The sequence below is a fragment of the Empedobacter sp. UBA6745 genome, assembly GCF_002453775.1.
Classification (GTDB): domain Bacteria; phylum Bacteroidota; class Bacteroidia; order Flavobacteriales; family Weeksellaceae; genus Empedobacter; species Empedobacter falsenii_C.
The window spans coordinates 1-18,195 of record NZ_DKHL01000029.1 but is presented as its reverse complement, the minus strand read 5'-3'; the positions used below and the strand labels follow the sequence as shown (position 1 = coordinate 18,195).

Here is an 18,195-nt window from a genome sequence, read left to right as displayed (position 1 = left end):
AAATTATGATTAGACTATTTAAACAATGCTTTTTAATTGCTATTGCAGCAGCCCTTTTAATTGCTTGTAAAAAAGAAAAAACAAAAGTAGATTTATTAATTAAAAACGCAACTGTTTTTGATGCAACAGGAATTGATCCTATTTCTAATGCAAGCGTAACTATCAAAGGTGGAAAAATAGTAGCAGTACAAAAAGGTGAAATAACTGATGTAAAAGCTACAAAAACTATTGATGCAGGAGGTAAGTTTGTTATGCCTGGACTTATTAATTCACATTTACATTTATTCTGGAATATGTATGACATGCCTCCAAAAATGCCTGCAACAAATGATGCTCAAGCAAATAAATTTATTGAAAATGAATTAACTAAACGTTTAAAAGGTCATTTAGAACAAGGAATAACATCTATACTTTCTCCAATAGATTTTGAACCATATATTTATAATGTTAGAGAAAAAGTTGCAAAAGGAGAAATTAGCGGACCTCGTGTTTTTGCTGCTGGTCCTGTTTTACTTAAATCTGGTGATTATTACGCATGTGCTGGACTAGAAGGAGAAGATTTAAAATGGTGTAACGAACATGTAAGATTACCAATTGAAAATCCTGAAGAAGCACGTAAATCTGTTCAAAAATTAGTAAAACAAAAAGCTGATGTTGTTGTTTATGATGGTGTAACAAATCAAACCAAATTCAACAAAGAAGTCTTAACTGCTATTGTTGATGAAGCACACAAAAATAATTTAAAAGTGTTTGTTCATAATGCTGATGCAAAAGATGTTCCTAATATGGTAGCTGCTGGCGTAGATGTATTTATTCATCCTCCAGCAAAAACAAAAGATGTTGATGGAAAATATTTGAAAGTAATTGGAGAAAAGAAAATTCCAATTGCAATTACACTTGGCTTTATGCAACGTTATATGAAACTTGGTTTTGCAACTCCAAAAGACAGAAATGATTATGATATTATGCAAAATAACGTCCAAGTAATGTTGAAAGCAGGAGCAGTTCCATTATTCACTTCTGATGTTCCAGGAATTCCTCCAACAGAAGTAGTACCTATGGTTACAGGAGTAATGACTGGTCAAGGAATTGACAATAAAACAATTCTTTTATCTGCAACAAAAGAAGGCGGAAAAGCTTTGGGAGCAAAAAATTTAGGAACTCTGGAACCAGGTAAAATTGCAGATGTTATTCTTGTTGATGGTAATCCGCTAAAACAAATTGCAGATCTTCAAAAAGTAAAAACAGTCATAAAAGATGGAAAAATTGTAGTTGAAAAATAAGTTCACTTTTTAAATTAAAATTCATATCAAATTAAAAAATTAACCAGCGACATCAAGTTTGCTGGTTTTTTTATTAGGAAAGCATAGTATTTCAGATAATCATCTCTTTAAAAAAAAAAATACAATTTTTGATTCTGATTATAATAAAGTAACCTCAGTAAAAATGAGGTTACATAAGACAGCTTAATAAAGTAAACTTCTTTAAGTTTTTAAAGATAAAATTTTTGTACAAGTAGTTGTTTACTTAAACATTACCTTTTTTGTATAAAAATTCTAAACCAACTCAATTAAAGCTTGACGAATCGTATCATAAATATAATTTAGATCATCAGTCGAAATACAATAAGGAGGAACCAAATAAATTATATTTCCTAATGGACGCAACAATATACCTTTCTCTAAAAAGTAAGGATACAGCTTTTCGTGTATATCACTAAAATAAGACGTTTCTTCGTCTGTATTCCATTCCAACGCCAAAATAGTTCCGCATTGTCTTATCGCTTTTACTTTAGGATGATTTTGAATAGATGCAACAAAAAATTGATGTTGATGCACTATATTTTCAATTTGCTGTTGTGTAGAGGTTTGTAACAACAAATCAAGACTTGCTAACGCAGCAGTACATGCCAATGGACTTGCCGTAAAAGAATGTCCGTGGAATAATGTTTTATTCAAATCATCTGCATAAAAGGCTTGGTAAATTTCGTCTGTACAAGTTGTAACGCCCAAAGGTAAAGTACCACCTGTTAAGCCTTTCGAAAAACACATAATATCTGGAACTTCTGTCAAATGATTTGCTGCAAATAATTTACCTGTACGACCAAATCCAACAAAAATCTCGTCTTGAATCATTAAAATATTATGTGCTCTACAATAACTCATCAATTGATCTAAATATTCAGCCTGATGCATCAACATCCCCGAAGCTCCTTGTATCAAAGGTTCGTAAATAAAACACGCTACTTTAGTTGCAACTTCTTTTATTTGCGATTTAATAGCTTCTATATTTTCTGCATTCGGTGTATCAATAAAAATGACATCAAAAAGCTTTTCGTTAAAAGGTTCTGTCCAAATTCCTCTTCCACTTACCGACATCGCGCCAAAAGTATCGCCATGATAGGCATTTTTGAACGCTAAAATCACAGGTCTATCTTCTTTTTTATTGAAATGATATTGTAAACACATTTTTAATGCAACCTCAATCGCTGTTGATCCATTATCACTGTAAAATGCTTTTTTTTGGTTGGTTGGTAAAAGAGCCAATAAACGTTCAGACAATTCAATTGCAGGTCGATGCGTAAATCCTGCAAAAATAACATGTTCCAAAGTTGTTAGCTGTTCGTGCATTTTCTGTGCGATATACGGATGCGCATGCCCATGCAACGATACCCACCACGATGAAACCGCATCAATATATTGCTTGTTATTTTCATCGTAAATATAACTTCCTTCTCCTCTTACAATTGGAATAATATTATTGGCTTTTTTCATCTGCGTATAAGGATGCCAATTCACCAACTGATCGCGCTCTTTTAATGTGTACATGTCTGATTTGTTTCTTGTTTAACCATTGGTAGTAAACCTAAATTTTCAAACATTTGCATATCCTCTGATACCCCAGGATTAGGTGTTACCAGTAAGGTTTCACGTTCTCCTGTAAAAATAGAATTCGCACCAGCCATAAAACACCAAGCTTGTTCAACTTCTGTCATTTCTATTCGACCAGCACTTAAACGAACAACCGAAGAAGGCATCACAATACGAGCTGTTGCAATCATACGAACCATATCCCAAATATCTACTTTCGGATTATTTTCTAAAGGCGTTCCTTTTACTCTTGCTAAAGCATTTACAGGTACAGATTCTGGGTGTTTTGGCATTGTTGACAAAGTTAATAGCATAGAAATTCGATCTTGATGTGTTTCTCCTAAACCAATAATTCCGCCCGAACAAACTGTAATCCCAGCTTTTCGTACATTTTGTATCGTATTGATTCGATTATCAAATTTACGTGTAGAAATAATCTCATCGTAATAAGCTTCGGAAGTATCTAAATTATGATTATATGCGTGTAAACCTGCTTCTTGTAAACGAATCGCTTGCTCTTCTGTCAACATTCCTAATGTACAACACACTTCTAATCCCAACTCATTTACACCTTTCACCATTTCGATTATTCGATCAAAGTCTCGATTATTTCGTACTTCTCGCCAAGCAGCTGCCATACAAAAACGTGATGAGCCCGCTTCTTTTGCTTTCTTTGCATGTGCTAATACCGTTGCTGTTGGTAACAATGCTTCTACTTTAATATCGGTATGGTAGCGTGCTGCTTGTCCGCAATATGAACAATCTTCGGGACAACCACCTGTTTTTACAGATAACAAGGTACATACTTGTACTTCTCTTGCATTGTGCCATTCTCGATGTGTTTTGGATGCATGATATACTAAATCCAATAAAGGTTGATGATAAATTTTTTCGATTTCTTCTTTCGTCCAATCATGACGTGTTTTGTTTGATATTTTCATTGTATTTTAAATATTAAATTGATGCTTAATTGTTTCTGCAATATTTCTCACTTCGCTTGAGTTTATTGAATTGAGTTTTGGTGTAATGATGATAGAAATATCCGAAGGCAAATGATTTTTTATAACACGAGAAGTGTCTTCATCAAATTCACCATTAAACACAAAATATTCGATAGTGATATTTCTTAATTTCAGTATTTCAATCGTTAATAATGTATGATTAATACAACCCAAATAATTCGTTGCAACCACAACTGTTGGAAGATTAAATTGCTGAACAAGATCAATCATAAAATCTTCTTCATTAATAGGAACAAATAATCCGCCCGCTCCTTCAATAATAAGAGAATTGGTTGTTTTGGGAATTTCAAAATCATTTAAATTGATATCAATTGCTTCTTCTTTTGCAGATTGATGTGGTGAAGCGGCTTTTTGTAAAGCATAACGTTCTTGATGAATCTTCAGTTTTGGAGAAGTTAACGATTCAACCAACAAACTATCTGATGAATCTAAATCTCCTGATTGTATTGGTTTCCAATAATCAGCTTGTAAAGCTTCAGTTAATATTGCTGAAACAATTGTTTTTCCAACTCCTGTCCCTATTCCTGTAACAAATAATTGTTTAGACATTTTCCTTTATCTTTTCTATTAATTGATTAATTTCTTCTTGTGTATTAAAAGCATGCAAACAGATTCGTAAGCGCTCTTCTGCTACTGTAGGTGGAAATACCGCAAAAGTGTTTATTTCAACCTCTTCTAATTGATTTTTGATTTTGGTCAATTGGTTTGTAGACTCAAACTTTAGAATTTGAATTGGACTATTTTTATTCGAAGAACTAGTTAAATTACTATTTCTAAAATGTGATATATTATGTTGTAAACTTTCTTGAAGCGATTTATTTTCTTTGATAAACTGATAACCTTTTCGTAAACCTGTCACATGAAAATCAGTAATAGCTGTGGTGTAAATAAAAGGTGAAGCATAATTAATGAGATAATCAATCACTAACTGATTAGCTAAAATAGAAGCACCGCTCATTCCCATTGCTTTTCCATAGGTTACAACCGTTACAAATACTTTGTGTTGTAATCCCAATTGATGAACCAATCCGTAATCAAAAACACCAAAAGCATGAGCTTCATCTACCACTAATGCAGCATTGTATTTATGGGCTAATTCAACCAGTTCAATTAATGGAGCACAATCACCATCCATCGAATACAAACTTTCTACCGCGATAAAACAACGCTCTTTTACTCTTTGTAATAATTTCTCTAAATGATCTAAATCGTTATGTTTAAATTTTAATTTTTTTGCGTTGGATAATTTAATCCCATCATGCACTGAACGATGTATATTTTCATCAACTATAACAGTATCATGTCGAGTTAAAAGTGCGGAAAAGAGTGCTAAATTAGCATTATATCCAGATGAAAAAAGTATTGCAGCTTCTACTTTATGTTCTTTCGCAATCAGCTCTTCCGTTTCACTTAAATAATCGGAATTCCCACTAATCAAACGTGCTCCAGTAGAACCATAAAGTAAGGTTGGTTGTGCTATAAACTCATTTAAAATTTGCTGATGTAAAATTTCATTTTTAGCTAATCCTAAATAATCATTACTATAAAAATCAATTCCAGAAGAGCGAACTTTTAATGTTCTTTTAATTCCTTTTTGTTCTCTTTCAAATAGAGATAGTCGCAATAAATTAAAAAATTTCGACATTATTCAGTTCATTTTCAATTGCAGAAATCCAATGTGCAAACAACGTTTCTTCTAGTTGTATCACTTGATTTGCATAAATTTCCCATTCATTATGAAATTCTTTTAATTGTGAAATCATTTCTTCAAGATGACCTTCTTCTTCGACAATAATTGATTTCACCATCACTTTTTGTTGATGTGCTGTCAAAACATCTTGATATATTGGATACAATTCATCTGCCCTAACTTCAATAGCGTAAGTCACAAACAAATAGGCTGCGTATTTTAAGTCTTCTCCATCAAGATTAAATTCTTTCTTCAACAAACGACAAACCTGAATATCTAATTGATGTAAATAATACATTGTTGCTTTTGGTACTAAAAGATAAATAGGCTCATAATTGACACAAGCATCCGGAATCAATTTTATAATTTGCTTTTTCAAATAATAAGCATGACGATGTTCCTCTGCTGCATGTTTCAATTGAATAAGATTCACAAAAGTTTTGTGTTCACATGCCGAAATTTTTCGTGCTCCTGCATTTTCCATAAACGAAAGTGTATTAAGCCACTTTACATGTAATTTTGGTTCTAAAACAATATGATTTAATATATTTTTCAATTGATTTTATTTTTGGCCAAAATTATAAGTCAAACGGATCATACATACACTCCACTTTTGTAATATATGATAGTCCGGACGTATTAAACCCATTTTAGAATCTCTGAAAAAGTTTAGAATCATCACTATAAAAAAGTTGAATAATGAAAACTATTATTACAGAAAAATTCATTATTCATCTATTAATTCTATCTTTTACGATTAGATTTTTCTAAATAGCTACTTAAATCTTATTTTTGCAAAAACTTTTAAATTGAGTACTCGAGAAAATTGGATAAGCTGCAAGAATTGTAATGGACTTGGAAAAAAAAGTCAAGGAGTTTCGAAAAGGAAACTATCGCGTTATGAATCAGCTGTTGCTCAATCTAAAAAGAATGAAAATTTTATTACTCCGAATAAACCAAAAAGTTCGATGCAGATCTGTACTATTTGCTCAGGAACTGGTTTGATCACTACAAATGAACGCCCTTCATTTAACGAAAAAAAATATCCTCATGTCGCAATTGTCGGAGCTGGAATTGGTGGAATTGCATTGGCATTAGCGTGTTTACATCGTCAAATTCCTTTTACACTTTTTGAACGTGATCGAGCTTTCAACGATCGTTCGCAAGGTTATGGGCTAACGTTACAACAAGCAAGTAAAGAATTAAAAAAATTTGGAATCCAAACTTTAGAGGAAGGAATAGTTTCTACATTGCATTTAGCACATACTATAGAAGGAAATGTGATTGGCGAATGGGGAATAAGAAAATTGCAAGATAAAGAAGCAATTGAAGCTAAAAACAAGAATAAACATACCAATATTCATATTGCGAGGCAATCTTTACGCTTAGCTTTTTTGAATCAATTAGGTGGTGATAATCAAGTCTTATGGAATCATCAATTAATCGATTTTAAAGTTAATGATAAAATAGAATTAACGTTTGATGTTGATGGAATTCAAAAAAACTTTAAAGCTGATTTACTTATTGGTGCAGATGGCATACGAAGTACAGTTCGTCGATTGGTTATAAATGAGGAAAATAGTCCATTACGTTATTTGGGTTGTATTGTTATTTTAGGCATTTGTAAACTGGATGCTTTAGCAAATTTAGAAAATCATTTGTTGGATGGTGCAACGGTATTTCAAACAGCAAATGGAACAGAACGGATGTATATGATGCCTTATGACAAAAATTCGGTTATGTGGCAATTTAGTTTTCCAATGTTAGAAAATGAAGCGATAGCTTTGAGTAAAAAAGGTTCAGAGGCGTTAAAGATAGAAGTCGCTAAAAGAACGCATTGGCACTCTCCTATTCCTGAAATTATTACAGCTACAGAATCCCAACAAATCACTGGATACCCAGTTTATGATCGAGATTTATTAATGTCAAACTTATTAGAAAATGCTGGTCCAGTTACTTTAATAGGCGATGCGGCTCATCCTATGAGTCCTTTTAAAGGGCAAGGTGCAAATCAAGCTTTGTTAGATGCTTTGTTATTGGCGCAAAAAATTACTTCAGCTTATAACAATATTCAAAATAAACAGATTAATTTGCGTGAAGAAGTTTTACAACAATACGAAAAAGAAATGATGGAACGAAGTAGCGTTAAAGTAAAAAAATCAGCAGATGCAGCCAAATTTCTACATTCAGATATTGTGCTTCAGGAAGGAAACGTTACGTTCGGTTCTAAATGGTCTTCCAGTATTTAAATAATTAAAAAAGGAAACATTTTAAACTCTGTACAAAATGTTTCCTTTTTCATTACATCACAAATATAAATTAATCTAATGTTTGTACTCCCCCACCATTTACAAACAGTACTTGTCCGCTAACCCAAACCGAAACTGGAGCCGCAAAATACAATACAGCACCTGCAATATCTTCTGGTTCTCCAAGGCGTTCTAAAGGTGTATGTTTTAACATGGTTTTCTCTATTTCAGGAGTCAAAACAGTTTGTAAAGCCTGTGTACGAATAGCACCTGGTCCAACAGCATTGATTCTAATTTCTGGTCCAAAATCAAAAGCCAAATTACGTGTCATATGATTAATAGCCGCTTTAGATGAAGCATAAGCACTAATAGCAGGACTTTTATTAATAGATGCCATAGACGACATATTGATAATACTTCCGTAGCCAGAAGATTTCATATGCGGAGAAACTAACTGACATAAACGCCACATACTAAAAACATTCATCTGAAAAACTCGTTCAAACTCATTAACAGAAATTTCATATGGACTTTCTCTTCCAGCTCCACCGCCACCTACATTATTTACTAAAATATTAATTTGTCCATAAGCTTCTAGCGTCTTTTCAACCAAATTTACTAATGCCTCATCTTTTGTCACATCACAATCCAGTGCAATTGCCTTTCCTCCTTTTGATGTAATTTCTTCCACAACTTTATTTGCAGGTTCTATCTTATAATCCGACACCACTACATTAGCTCCATATGCGGCAAGCATTTCACAACAAGCTTTTCCTATACCATTACCACCTCCTGTTACAATAGCAGTTTTTCCTGTTAAATCAAATAATTTTGATGTATCCATATGATTCTTTTTTTTGAATTAAATACTAATAAATAGTAGAAATTGACAATATCTAAAGTTAGTGTTTTTTTTATAAAAGAATTTATTTCTCAATCCTCTGAAAGTGGAGAACGAAAAATTATTTGATACTTAATATCAAAATCAGAGACTAATAATTTGAATGATTTTAAATCCTCTAAATAAATTTTAGTTGATTTCTCCGATTTATTAATTGCTCTTGTAGAAAGAATATTCATTGGGAAATTCACACTATCTTTTATTCCTTTTTCAATTTTTCCGTTTGTAAGTTGATAAACATAAATAGGTGTTTTTCCTTGTTTTACCATACTATCCAAAAGTTTAATCTCATTTGTAAAAATAACTATTTCAGCTTGCTCAAAAGATTTTTCTTTCGTTAACATCTGAACAGTATCATTCGATACTCGTTCATTCTTAAATAAATCAACTTCATATTCGTCTGGTCTTTCATAACTTTTTTTACAGCTATAGAAGAAAATCGGAATAATTAAAATTGTAAGAATAATAGTATAATTGATATTTTTCATTCTGATTAAGTTAAAAAAAGGAACTTACTCGAAAGCAAATTCCTTATAAAAAATCCTTGTAAAAAATTATTCTTGTTGATATTCTGCTTCCCACTCATTTCCATCATCACCTTTGTGACCATCTAATTTGATCACAAAACTTTTTGTTGGAAAATATGGTGTCATACGAATATCTAACCAAACACGATCTTTATTTACTTTATCTTGCTCAAAACGTACAATTTTGAACTTTTCGATTAATTTATCTGGTCCTTTAATTTCATCTAAGAACTGTACGATTTGTCTTCTCAAATCATCTTCATTACGAGGATTCCAGTTTTCAAAAGCACGTCGATTTAAGAAATCTAACAATACTTTCGTCACATAATCAAAAACACGAACGACAGAATAAGTTTGTAAACCAATATTGTCTCCGTTGAACAACGTTTTTGCAGAAAAAGCCATGATTTTCCCATATTCGTTTACCATCGGAACCAATCCCATTTTTTCTAATTGAGAAATTTCACTTTTCTTCAAATCGAATTTAACGGCATCAACTTCGTTGATATTTCCATGTTTTTTTCCTGCTGCAACTTGAGACATCAATGTTTTATAAATTTTACCTACCAAAGACGTTGAAGGTGGCAAATCTACATTTTCTTCTTCACCTACTTCCTCTGCTCTACCGCGTCCTACAAGCCAATTACACGTCATAATTACATTACTTCTGTGCAACTCTCCTCCTGTTAAATTTGCAGAATCAAATAAATCAACTACATCATCTGGTTTATCTAAATTCGCAAAATCAGTAACCAACATTACTTTGTTTTCGTTACAAACTTTTGCCCATTTTTCTACAACTTTATTCGATCCTAGATAACCTGGTAAAGCTAAAATTGAGTAATTATCGCGTAAATCTAAACGATCATAATTTTGTTTAAATTCTTCCGAAATTGCATCAATAAATAAGGGATTATCCAAATCTTGCAATTGCTCTAAACTTGCATTTACAACACTCACATTATTAACTTTATCTAACTCTGTATTTTTATAAAACTGAGCTATTGTACGGTAAGAAGTTTCTAAATCGCGAACAGTATCTAATGTATTTTTTAAGTTTGATTTTAGATTGTTTTCTGCTGATAGTGCTTTATTTTTAGAAGAATCTGCCATTTGATCGATTGATTTATTATCTTCTAATAATTCAACCCAAAGATTAATTTTTTTCAATAAATCTTTACGCTCTTCTTCTTTATTTTGATCATTTAAGAAAATCTCTTTACGCGCTTTTCTTGTCGGATTCATATTTGCAACTCCGTCAACGACAGTTTCTACAAAATTAAATCCTCCTACTTTATTTAAAACATCAAGCGCATTTCCTTTCTTCTGAGCAAATTGCTGTTCTTGACTTTGTTCTTGCTGTTGTCCTTGTATTGGTTGTGGTTTGTTTTCCATGATAGTAAAATTTTAATAGAAAATTATTTCTTCTCTAATTCTTGAGCAATTTCTTTTAAGACATCAATTAAAGCTTCTTTCGTTTGCTCATTTTCAACAATAGTTTTCAAGATTTTATTGTTTTTCAACTGTCTCAAAATCTTATTGTATTGCTCTTGTTCGATACTTAATTGTTTTAAATAATCAGATTTTTGGGTTAATGTTTTAGGTGTAAAATCTCCTAAATTCTGAAATCTAAATTCTTCATCGATAATTGTTCCATCTTCTGTTTGATGTTGTACAGACACAGAAGGCTCGAAATGACGAAATACATCTTCAATCGTTTTTAAACCTTTTACTACTTCTGGTACAAATGGTTCGTCTGATGTTAATTGACTTACAAGTAAAGTTCTGTTTTCTTGTATATTTTGGATAGCTTCGTTAGCATCTACTTTTACTTCGTTACCTCCAACTCCATAATTATATACTGCCATAGTGTTTGATTTTAAGTTAATGTTTTGTTTATGTTTATTTTCTGTATTTTTCTTAAAAATAGAATGATCGATAAAATTTTTAACGATTTGTTTTAAATCAAATATTTTACGAATCATAATGATGATTTTATTTAATCAATTACACTCCATCCTTTTTTAGGATCGATGTGCGATTTTACTTCTTGTTCATTTACAATGATACTTTCTTTGCGTTGTCCGATATAATCTAATTCGCTCAACTTCCCGAAAACAATTTCCAAACTTCTTAGCATATGATTGATTTGCATGAAAGCTTCACCAGAATTATGATGATCATAATTAATTTCAGCAACTGTTGTCAAATTATTCAGAATTGTATGCGGAGCAACTTCACTCCATTCCAAACTATAATTTAACATTTCTTCTAACTCAGCAGGAATCATCATTTGCGTATTATTGTATAAATGAAGCGCGAATTTTGAAAAAATATTCATCATAAATATTGGTGGTTGATTCATCACAATATTCTTAAATTCGAAATAATTTTCACCAATTGTACTAATTACAGTTTGACAAAGTGTTTTTACATTTTGTGCTAAAGCCGTATTTTGATTTTTATGTGCCGATTTTTGAATAATTCGGAAAGCAAATTGACGAATATTACTCAACGAGATTACAAACGAATTATAATGCTCAACCAATTTTGGATGACTTTGAACAGACACACAAGGCGGAATAAAATGTGAATCAATTTGTGCAATATTTGATTTAATCATTACTTTTCCTAAAACCAAATAATCTCCACCAGAATAACTACTATTAAGAATAGTTGTATTTACCAATTCTATCTTATATTTTGGCAAAGTATGAGGATGTCTTGGCGGAATTTCCTCTGGATCAATGTCACCAAAAGGTATTTTCTCAAACAGATTGACAGATGCAATAATGTAATAATCTCCATCTTGCTCTTCCTGTTCTACTCCATCTGTTTTTTTCGTTAACGATCGGATGTTGACGTTATAATCCACCAATTCTATTCGATAACCAGCTTTGGTTACTGCCGAACAACGTTTTATAATTAACTGCGCATCGTTGGTAGCGGTATTCAAGATTTCATAAACAGATTTATCTGCATGTTGATCAGAAATTGGTAATAAACCATAATTAAAATTATTGATTAATATCGAATTAGAATCTCTAAGACTATCAATCACAAAATTCTCTTGATCAATCAAATGCTGTTGAGAAATCTTCATTCCATCTACCCAATTGACAGGATAATGTTTTATTGTCTGTATCATAGGTTTGTATTATTAAGTTTTTTAACTCCTTCTTCTTGATGACGAATTACACGTTTACAAATAATTGTTTCGTTTTCTGTAATTCTGTTTGTTGTAATATCTCGCTCAAAATCAACATATCTTCGCTTGCTAAAGAATGATTTCTTTACATAAAATATCCAATAATAAGATTCTTTATTTTGATCTATTAATTCAATAATCGTATTTGGATTTTTGAAATTATAATCATCCACTACTCTAAAAAACCAATCTCCAAAAGTGATTTCCGTAGGAAGAGTTTTTGCTTTTATCAAAAATCTTTTACTATCATCAATATTTTTTCCTAACTCTACATTTAACACCATCAATCGATCGAAATCTACTCCATCAAAATTGAAAGGTTTTTGATCTGGATCATATCTCCATGTTTTATAAATATCAAAAGGAATACTGATAAATTGAATATAACAATAGTAAAACGCTAAAGGCAAAACAAACGTAAATATACTTGTCGCTGCCATATACGGATTACCTAATCCATCTCCCATGTATTTAAAAATCATTGTAAAAAGATAACCTCCAAATGCAATACACGTTAAAGTCATTACACTTTCAAAAAGGATACTCATCCAAACTTTATCGATATGTTTTCGAAAATATTTGTGCAAAAGATTAACATGAATAATTCCTAATCCCAAGTAAACTATTTGAGAAATTAAGTACCAAAATGGATTGAATAGATTTCCGGAAAAACCAAAAAAACCTGGCAAAGCCAAACATAATCCACTTAATAAGACATATACAATAATATGTTTTATTTGGATTGCAGGTTTTGCTTTTCTAATAAGTCCCATTATAAAAACCAAAATCGCAACGATCAATGGCATTAATAAGTACCTAAAAAAAATTGTTTTCATAGAAGCTGGTTCCATTTCTATATTAGTTGTTGTTAAAAAAATAAACATCACTTTTTTATATAAATGTTGAATAGCCTAATCGGCTTGTATTTTTATTTCCCCCTAAAACGAAGGAGTTCTCGTTATTTTCTGTAATAAAATTTTCAAAAATCTTAACGGTTACAGGCATCAAATAATCATAAATAGATTCTAATAATTCACGAAAAGGATGTCCTGAAACATAACGATAGATTTTATTGTACGGAACTGGACCAATGTTTACTACCCAGTTTCGTTCTCCATCCATATGTTTTCCGTTCGGAATTAATGTTATTCCTAATTTTGCGGTACCTAAAACAGTACTTTTTTCTTCGTCGTCTTGTTCATCGATTTGATTTGGCTGAAAACTAATTGAAACAGGAACATTATTAAATGCGCTCAAAAAATGACTAATCCATTTTGTATTTCCTCTCACCTCATGTAAAAATGGAAGGATATAATAAAAAATCTTTGCTGTTTCACTATCAACCTGTTTTAATAAAGGCCACAACTCCGAAACAATTTTTACAATTTCTCCAGATTTATCAGCAATATCAAACTCAGTTTCTTTTATTAAAGAAAGAACTTCTGTGTTAAAAAATTCTAATTCGAAGGGTTGAAAAAACTTACGTGCATTTTCTTCTACTTCTTTCTGTTTTTTAATCTCAAGAACAACTTTTTCAATATTTCGATTACTAATTCCTAAAGATGCCGGATGAAAAAGCCCTTCTGGCAAATAATCGTATATACTTTCGCGATACGATTCAATTAAAATACTTTCCTCATCAAATCCATAATAAGAAGACGTAATGCTTTTGATATCTTTAAGGTAAGGACGCTCATTAATTCCGACTCGTTTCAAAAATACTGAAGCATTAGATTTGTAATACCTCAAAAGATTTACCGCAACAGCTTCTGCTTTAAAATCAGTTTGTAATTTGTTGTAATTTTTATCCGATATGTTGTATAATATCTGCTCTTCAACTTCCATCATATCATCTTAATTTTCATTAATATTAACACGATATTCAACTCCATCAATTGCTTTTAGCTTAATATTATTCTTCAAAACATCTGCGACATTGTCCCAATATTTTTGTCCATAAAACGCATAATTAATTGGAATAATTTCAACATCTACTGTTCTAATAAAGCCTTCTTTTGGTCGATCACTAATCATTGTTCCACGTTTTACGCTAATCTTTTTAACTTCATCGCGCAACTCCATTTTACAATAATTCTTAACATCTTCTTTCGATATAATTTTATCGCGAGTTGTCAAAGCATATTTATAAGCCAAAATTGTATCCGAACGTTTTTGTTCCTCTAAACCTCCTATTGTTTCGGTTAATAAATAGATTTTCTGTTGATTTTTTTGTGAACTTAATTCAGTTCCAGGACGCAAACTATTCGCCATAGAACAATTTGTCATCCAAAAAGTAGCATATGTATGCCCCGAATTTTCTACAGGTTCTATAATCACATAATTCACATCGTCTTTTAGCTGTCTATTTACTTGATCGGTTTTTATCATCAAACCTTTCACTTTTATAGATATTTCGCCTAAAACATCTTTTACATTATCACGATTGTAAACCGAAAAAGCAGCAACTTCATCACGCAATAATTCCATTACATTTGATAATAAATCAACTGCATTTCGTGCGTTAAAACGCTCCATTCCTCCTCTACGAACTGTATATAAACCACGTTCCAAATCGTTTGTAGGCATAAAAGGAATTTCTGTATATTTTTTCCCTAATTCATCTATTACCTCATCTACATAAAGAAAATATTCGTTATCAGCTGTTTCTAAAGGAATATTGTTTCCCATTATGTCCAAATTATATTCTGTCTTTTTCCATCCTCGATTATAAATTGGAAATGCATTCAAAACAAATGAAAAATTCTCTAAAATATCTTGATCATATTGTGGCGGAAATTCTACCGTCAACCAAACTAAATTTCTATCCTTATACTGTTGAATTAATTGAATTTGATCATATAATTCTTCTGGCCAATTCGAAAAGTTGTCAGCAACTTTAGGATTAAATCCATCAACTTCAATAAATTTATCTGAATAAATATTTTTAATATCTTCCTTCAATTTGAATAAGATTGATTGATCTCGAAACAATCCTTCATATCCTTGAATTTCTTCAATTTTAGGATAATTTTTTCCTGAAGTAATATTTAGTTCATTTTCGTTACACGTAATTTTAATATGCGGCAACAAGCGATACACAAAATCTATATGTTCGAAAGTTGGATTTGAGCAATAAAAATTGAGACTTTCTGGAAAAATTTCAGATGAAAAATTAGAAAAGTCTAATCCTATTTTGATTTTTCTATAATTCTCTATTGAATTCGAAATTCTACTAACTGGTAATTTATTCAATTGCTCATCAATCTCATAAACTGTGTTTCCAGCAACCATCAAAACCGTTTGTGCATTGATAATTTCTACATTATCAATTGGTGTAAATGGAATTTCGATTTGTTGATCGGATTGAACTTTACGGAAAGAATTAAGATGTTTTTTGAAAAAAAACTCCGAATGTTCTAATAACAATTCTTTATCTTCCTCAGCAATACAAAAAGCGATCGCATGTGCAGGATTTGGATGCGTATATTTTGTTGGCGTTAATAGACGCGCCAATTTCTCTAAAATACGTCCATTAACATTTTGTATTTCGTTATTCGCTTTGAAAACTTCTGTACTAAAAGCATCAATTAAAAGTTTAACCAAAGGGTCTAAAGCTTGTATATTTTTTACACCCCATAGTTTTGTTGCATTTTGCAACATCCTCGCTTTTATTGATTCTTTAGAATATATTTGTTGGTTTAGGTTCATTATTTATTCTGTTAATCAATAGACATTGGACTCAAATAAAGTTCTGTTGTAAAATTGAAATTTTCGCCTGTGGATTCTAACCTGGAGTTAATTCCAATTTTAACTTTTTTCTTTACTTCTGTATAACCTTTGGTTTCGTAACTATGTTCTACATAAGTAATATGAGCTTGTACTTTCGGATTTTGTAGCCTCGGCTCATAATCATTAATTTGCCTTATCAAACTTTTTATAAAAATAGTTTCCCAAATCGTTGTACTTATTCCGTTATCGAATTCTACATCCCAAACGTCATTTCCGTACTCTTCATCGTATCTATTTTCACCTTTTTTAGTCTTTATAAGCAGCATGATATTTTGCGCAATGCTTTCGAAAACGTCACAAGTTTCCACTTGTCCGTTGCTTGCCATCAGGTTCAATGGTCTAAAAGGTAGTTTGTAGTTAGAGTTTTCCATTTAGGTAATAGATTGATTCTCTTAAATTAATATATTTTTTTGATTCGACAAAAATTAGTTCATGACTTTTAACGATTGACTTAAAATTTCATCTTGATTTAACGAAAAAATGGTCATTAATTCATTCGGTAATGATAAAATTCCTTCGCCTGTATCACTTAATTCTTTGTTTAAATTTTTATTCCAAATTAATAAATCATTCGGCTTTATTTTTAAGAATTTCGCAATCACATCAAGATTATAAGCAGAATTGATTTGGGTTGTCGAAATACTCGTATCAATTTCTTTTGGAACAAATTTTTGATAAACAACTTCAGGCGTATTTGCTTTTAAACCATTATAATCATTCAAAACATCATCCAAATGTCCGCTTGCATAACTTGCATTCAAATACTTCTGAACATGATTGATTGTTTCTGCTGGTAAATATTGATAAAAATCTGTGTATCGTTTAGAACCTGCTCTATCCATTGCTTTCTGAATATTACCTTCTCCACAATTGTAAGCAGCAACAACCGTCACCCAATTTCCGTATTTATTGTACANNAAATTCTTTAACGAGCTCATTGCAGCTTTTGTACTTTTATAAATATCATTTCTATCGCGTTCTGTTAATCCGTATTCGCTTGCATGAGCAGTCATAAATTGCCAAATCCCAGAAGCTCCTGCGGAAGAAACTGTTCCTGAATCAAAGCTAGATTCGATAAATGCTAAATTCTTTAGATGACGAGGAAGTCCTCTTTCTACAAGAGAATACTCTATAAAGTCAACAATATCTTTATTGTTTTGTATCACACTTTTATAGCGATTAACACTTTTCTCAGACGTATCTGTTGCACCTAAAGTTTGTGCAGAAAGTGAACATGGTATGCTAAAAAATGCTAATATTATGGCGTATTTTATCATGGTTGGTAGAGAGTTTGTATTATTTCTTAGACTCGATTGTCTTCCATTTAAGCTCTTGTGTTTTTTTATTAATATCAATCTGAATCGTTTGACCAGCTTTTACTTCTTCACGAACGATCATTTTAGAAATTGGTCGCGCAATTTGCGTTCTAATAACCCCAGATATTTGTCGAGCACCGTATTTACTACTAAAACCTGTTGTAGCAAGATGTTTGATGGCTTCTTTCGAAATTTCTAAACCAATATTCATTCGAGTTAAAGAATTGATTAATGATTTTAATTGAATAGAAAATATTTTCTCCGCCATTTCTTCATTAATCGGAGCGAATGGAATAATTTCTGTAATACGAGCCAAGAATTCTGGTCTAAAACGCCCTGAATCAGTCATAATTTTCATCAAATTAGAAGAAGCTGGAATTTCTTTTCTTTCGAAATATTTCACGATTTCTTCACTTCCAATATTAGAAGTAAAAAGAATCAATGAATTACTAAAATCCCCTTCTTTTCCTAATTTATCATGCACTTTACCTTCGTCCATAATTTGTAAGAAAACATCAAAAACAGAAGTATGTGCTTTTTCAATCTCATCAAATAACACAACCGAATAAGGCTGTTGACGAATCTTGTTCACCAGCATCCCTCCTTCTTCATAACCAACATAT

The 18,195-nt window shown here is 31.4% G+C and carries 18 protein-coding genes; 2 read left to right on the top strand and 16 right to left on the bottom strand.

Going from position 1 to position 18,195, the window contains the following annotated elements; genetic code table 11:
* Positions 1 to 5 precede the first annotated feature (5 nt).
* Entirely contained in the window at positions 6 to 1,283 is a 1,278-nt protein-coding gene (locus B4H69_RS08690; protein ID WP_180906434.1) for an amidohydrolase family protein, read from the top strand.
* A gap of 273 nt (positions 1,284 to 1,556) precedes the next feature.
* Here the strand turns inward: B4H69_RS08690 and bioA are convergent, their stop codons facing one another.
* The 5 genes from bioA to B4H69_RS08665 are packed head-to-tail and all read right to left on the bottom strand — an operon-like array spanning position 1,557 to position 6,138.
* The gene (gene bioA, locus B4H69_RS08685; RefSeq protein ID WP_180906433.1) at positions 1,557 to 2,828 is read right to left on the bottom strand and encodes an adenosylmethionine--8-amino-7-oxononanoate transaminase; all 1,272 of its coding nucleotides are present in this window, start codon (positions 2,826 to 2,828) and stop codon (positions 1,557 to 1,559) included.
* The gene (gene bioB, locus B4H69_RS08680; protein WP_180906432.1) at positions 2,816 to 3,811 is read right to left on the bottom strand and encodes a biotin synthase BioB; all 996 of its coding nucleotides are present in this window, start codon (positions 3,809 to 3,811) and stop codon (positions 2,816 to 2,818) included. Before bioB ends, bioA begins: the two co-directional genes overlap by 13 nt.
* Before the next feature lie 6 nt (positions 3,812 to 3,817).
* Positions 3,818 to 4,441, bottom strand: a complete 624-nt coding sequence (gene bioD, locus B4H69_RS08675; RefSeq protein ID WP_180906431.1) for a dethiobiotin synthase — start codon at positions 4,439 to 4,441, stop codon at positions 3,818 to 3,820.
* Positions 4,434 to 5,537, bottom strand: coding sequence for an aminotransferase class I/II-fold pyridoxal phosphate-dependent enzyme (locus B4H69_RS08670; protein WP_180906430.1), 1,104 nt, complete (start codon positions 5,535 to 5,537; stop codon positions 4,434 to 4,436). The genes bioD and B4H69_RS08670 overlap by 8 nt, the downstream gene beginning before the upstream one ends.
* Positions 5,521 to 6,138, bottom strand: coding sequence for a hypothetical protein (locus B4H69_RS08665; RefSeq protein ID WP_180906429.1), 618 nt, complete (start codon positions 6,136 to 6,138; stop codon positions 5,521 to 5,523). Before B4H69_RS08665 ends, B4H69_RS08670 begins: the two co-directional genes overlap by 17 nt.
* A gap of 253 nt (positions 6,139 to 6,391) precedes the next feature.
* Between B4H69_RS08665 and B4H69_RS08660 the strand changes: the two genes are divergently transcribed.
* Positions 6,392 to 7,831: an FAD-dependent oxidoreductase gene (locus B4H69_RS08660; protein WP_180906428.1), complete on the top strand. Its 1,440-nt coding sequence runs from the start codon at positions 6,392 to 6,394 to the stop codon at positions 7,829 to 7,831.
* A gap of 70 nt (positions 7,832 to 7,901) precedes the next feature.
* Here the strand turns inward: B4H69_RS08660 and B4H69_RS08655 are convergent, their stop codons facing one another.
* From B4H69_RS08655 to B4H69_RS08605, 11 genes are all read right to left on the bottom strand, one after another.
* Entirely contained in the window at positions 7,902 to 8,675 is a 774-nt protein-coding gene (locus B4H69_RS08655) for a glucose 1-dehydrogenase (RefSeq protein WP_180906427.1), read from the bottom strand.
* An 89-nt stretch (positions 8,676 to 8,764) separates the two neighbouring features.
* Entirely contained in the window at positions 8,765 to 9,220 is a 456-nt protein-coding gene (locus tag B4H69_RS08650; protein WP_180906426.1) for a hypothetical protein, read from the bottom strand.
* Between the two features lie 66 nt (positions 9,221 to 9,286).
* Complete coding sequence (locus tag B4H69_RS08645; RefSeq protein WP_180906425.1) at positions 9,287 to 10,654, bottom strand: DUF5458 family protein; 1,368 nt, start codon at positions 10,652 to 10,654, stop codon at positions 9,287 to 9,289.
* Between the two features lie 23 nt (positions 10,655 to 10,677).
* Positions 10,678 to 11,244, bottom strand: a complete 567-nt coding sequence (locus B4H69_RS08640) for a type VI secretion system contractile sheath small subunit (RefSeq protein WP_244958035.1) — start codon at positions 11,242 to 11,244, stop codon at positions 10,678 to 10,680.
* Positions 11,245 to 11,258: 14 nt separating this feature from the next.
* Complete coding sequence (locus tag B4H69_RS08635; RefSeq protein WP_291093551.1) at positions 11,259 to 12,407, bottom strand: hypothetical protein; 1,149 nt, start codon at positions 12,405 to 12,407, stop codon at positions 11,259 to 11,261.
* The gene (locus B4H69_RS08630; RefSeq protein ID WP_280045786.1) at positions 12,404 to 13,303 is read right to left on the bottom strand and encodes a TssN family type VI secretion system protein; all 900 of its coding nucleotides are present in this window, start codon (positions 13,301 to 13,303) and stop codon (positions 12,404 to 12,406) included. The genes B4H69_RS08635 and B4H69_RS08630 overlap by 4 nt, the downstream gene beginning before the upstream one ends.
* A 55-nt stretch (positions 13,304 to 13,358) precedes the next feature.
* Entirely contained in the window at positions 13,359 to 14,315 is a 957-nt protein-coding gene (locus B4H69_RS08625) for a hypothetical protein (protein ID WP_244958033.1), read from the bottom strand.
* 6 nt (positions 14,316 to 14,321) lie between these two features.
* Positions 14,322 to 16,175, bottom strand: coding sequence for a type VI secretion system baseplate subunit TssF (locus tag B4H69_RS08620; RefSeq protein ID WP_180906423.1), 1,854 nt, complete (start codon positions 16,173 to 16,175; stop codon positions 14,322 to 14,324).
* Positions 16,176 to 16,186: 11 nt separating this feature from the next.
* Complete coding sequence (locus tag B4H69_RS08615; RefSeq protein ID WP_180906422.1) at positions 16,187 to 16,627, bottom strand: GPW/gp25 family protein; 441 nt, start codon at positions 16,625 to 16,627, stop codon at positions 16,187 to 16,189.
* Positions 16,628 to 16,681: 54 nt separating this feature from the next.
* Positions 16,682 to 17,533, bottom strand: a complete 852-nt coding sequence (locus B4H69_RS08610; RefSeq protein WP_291093546.1) for a lytic transglycosylase domain-containing protein — start codon at positions 17,531 to 17,533, stop codon at positions 16,682 to 16,684.
* Positions 17,534 to 17,552: 19 nt separating this feature from the next.
* Positions 17,553 to 18,195: AAA family ATPase (locus B4H69_RS08605; RefSeq protein ID WP_291093543.1), on the bottom strand; the 643-nt coding region annotated here is incomplete at its 5' end.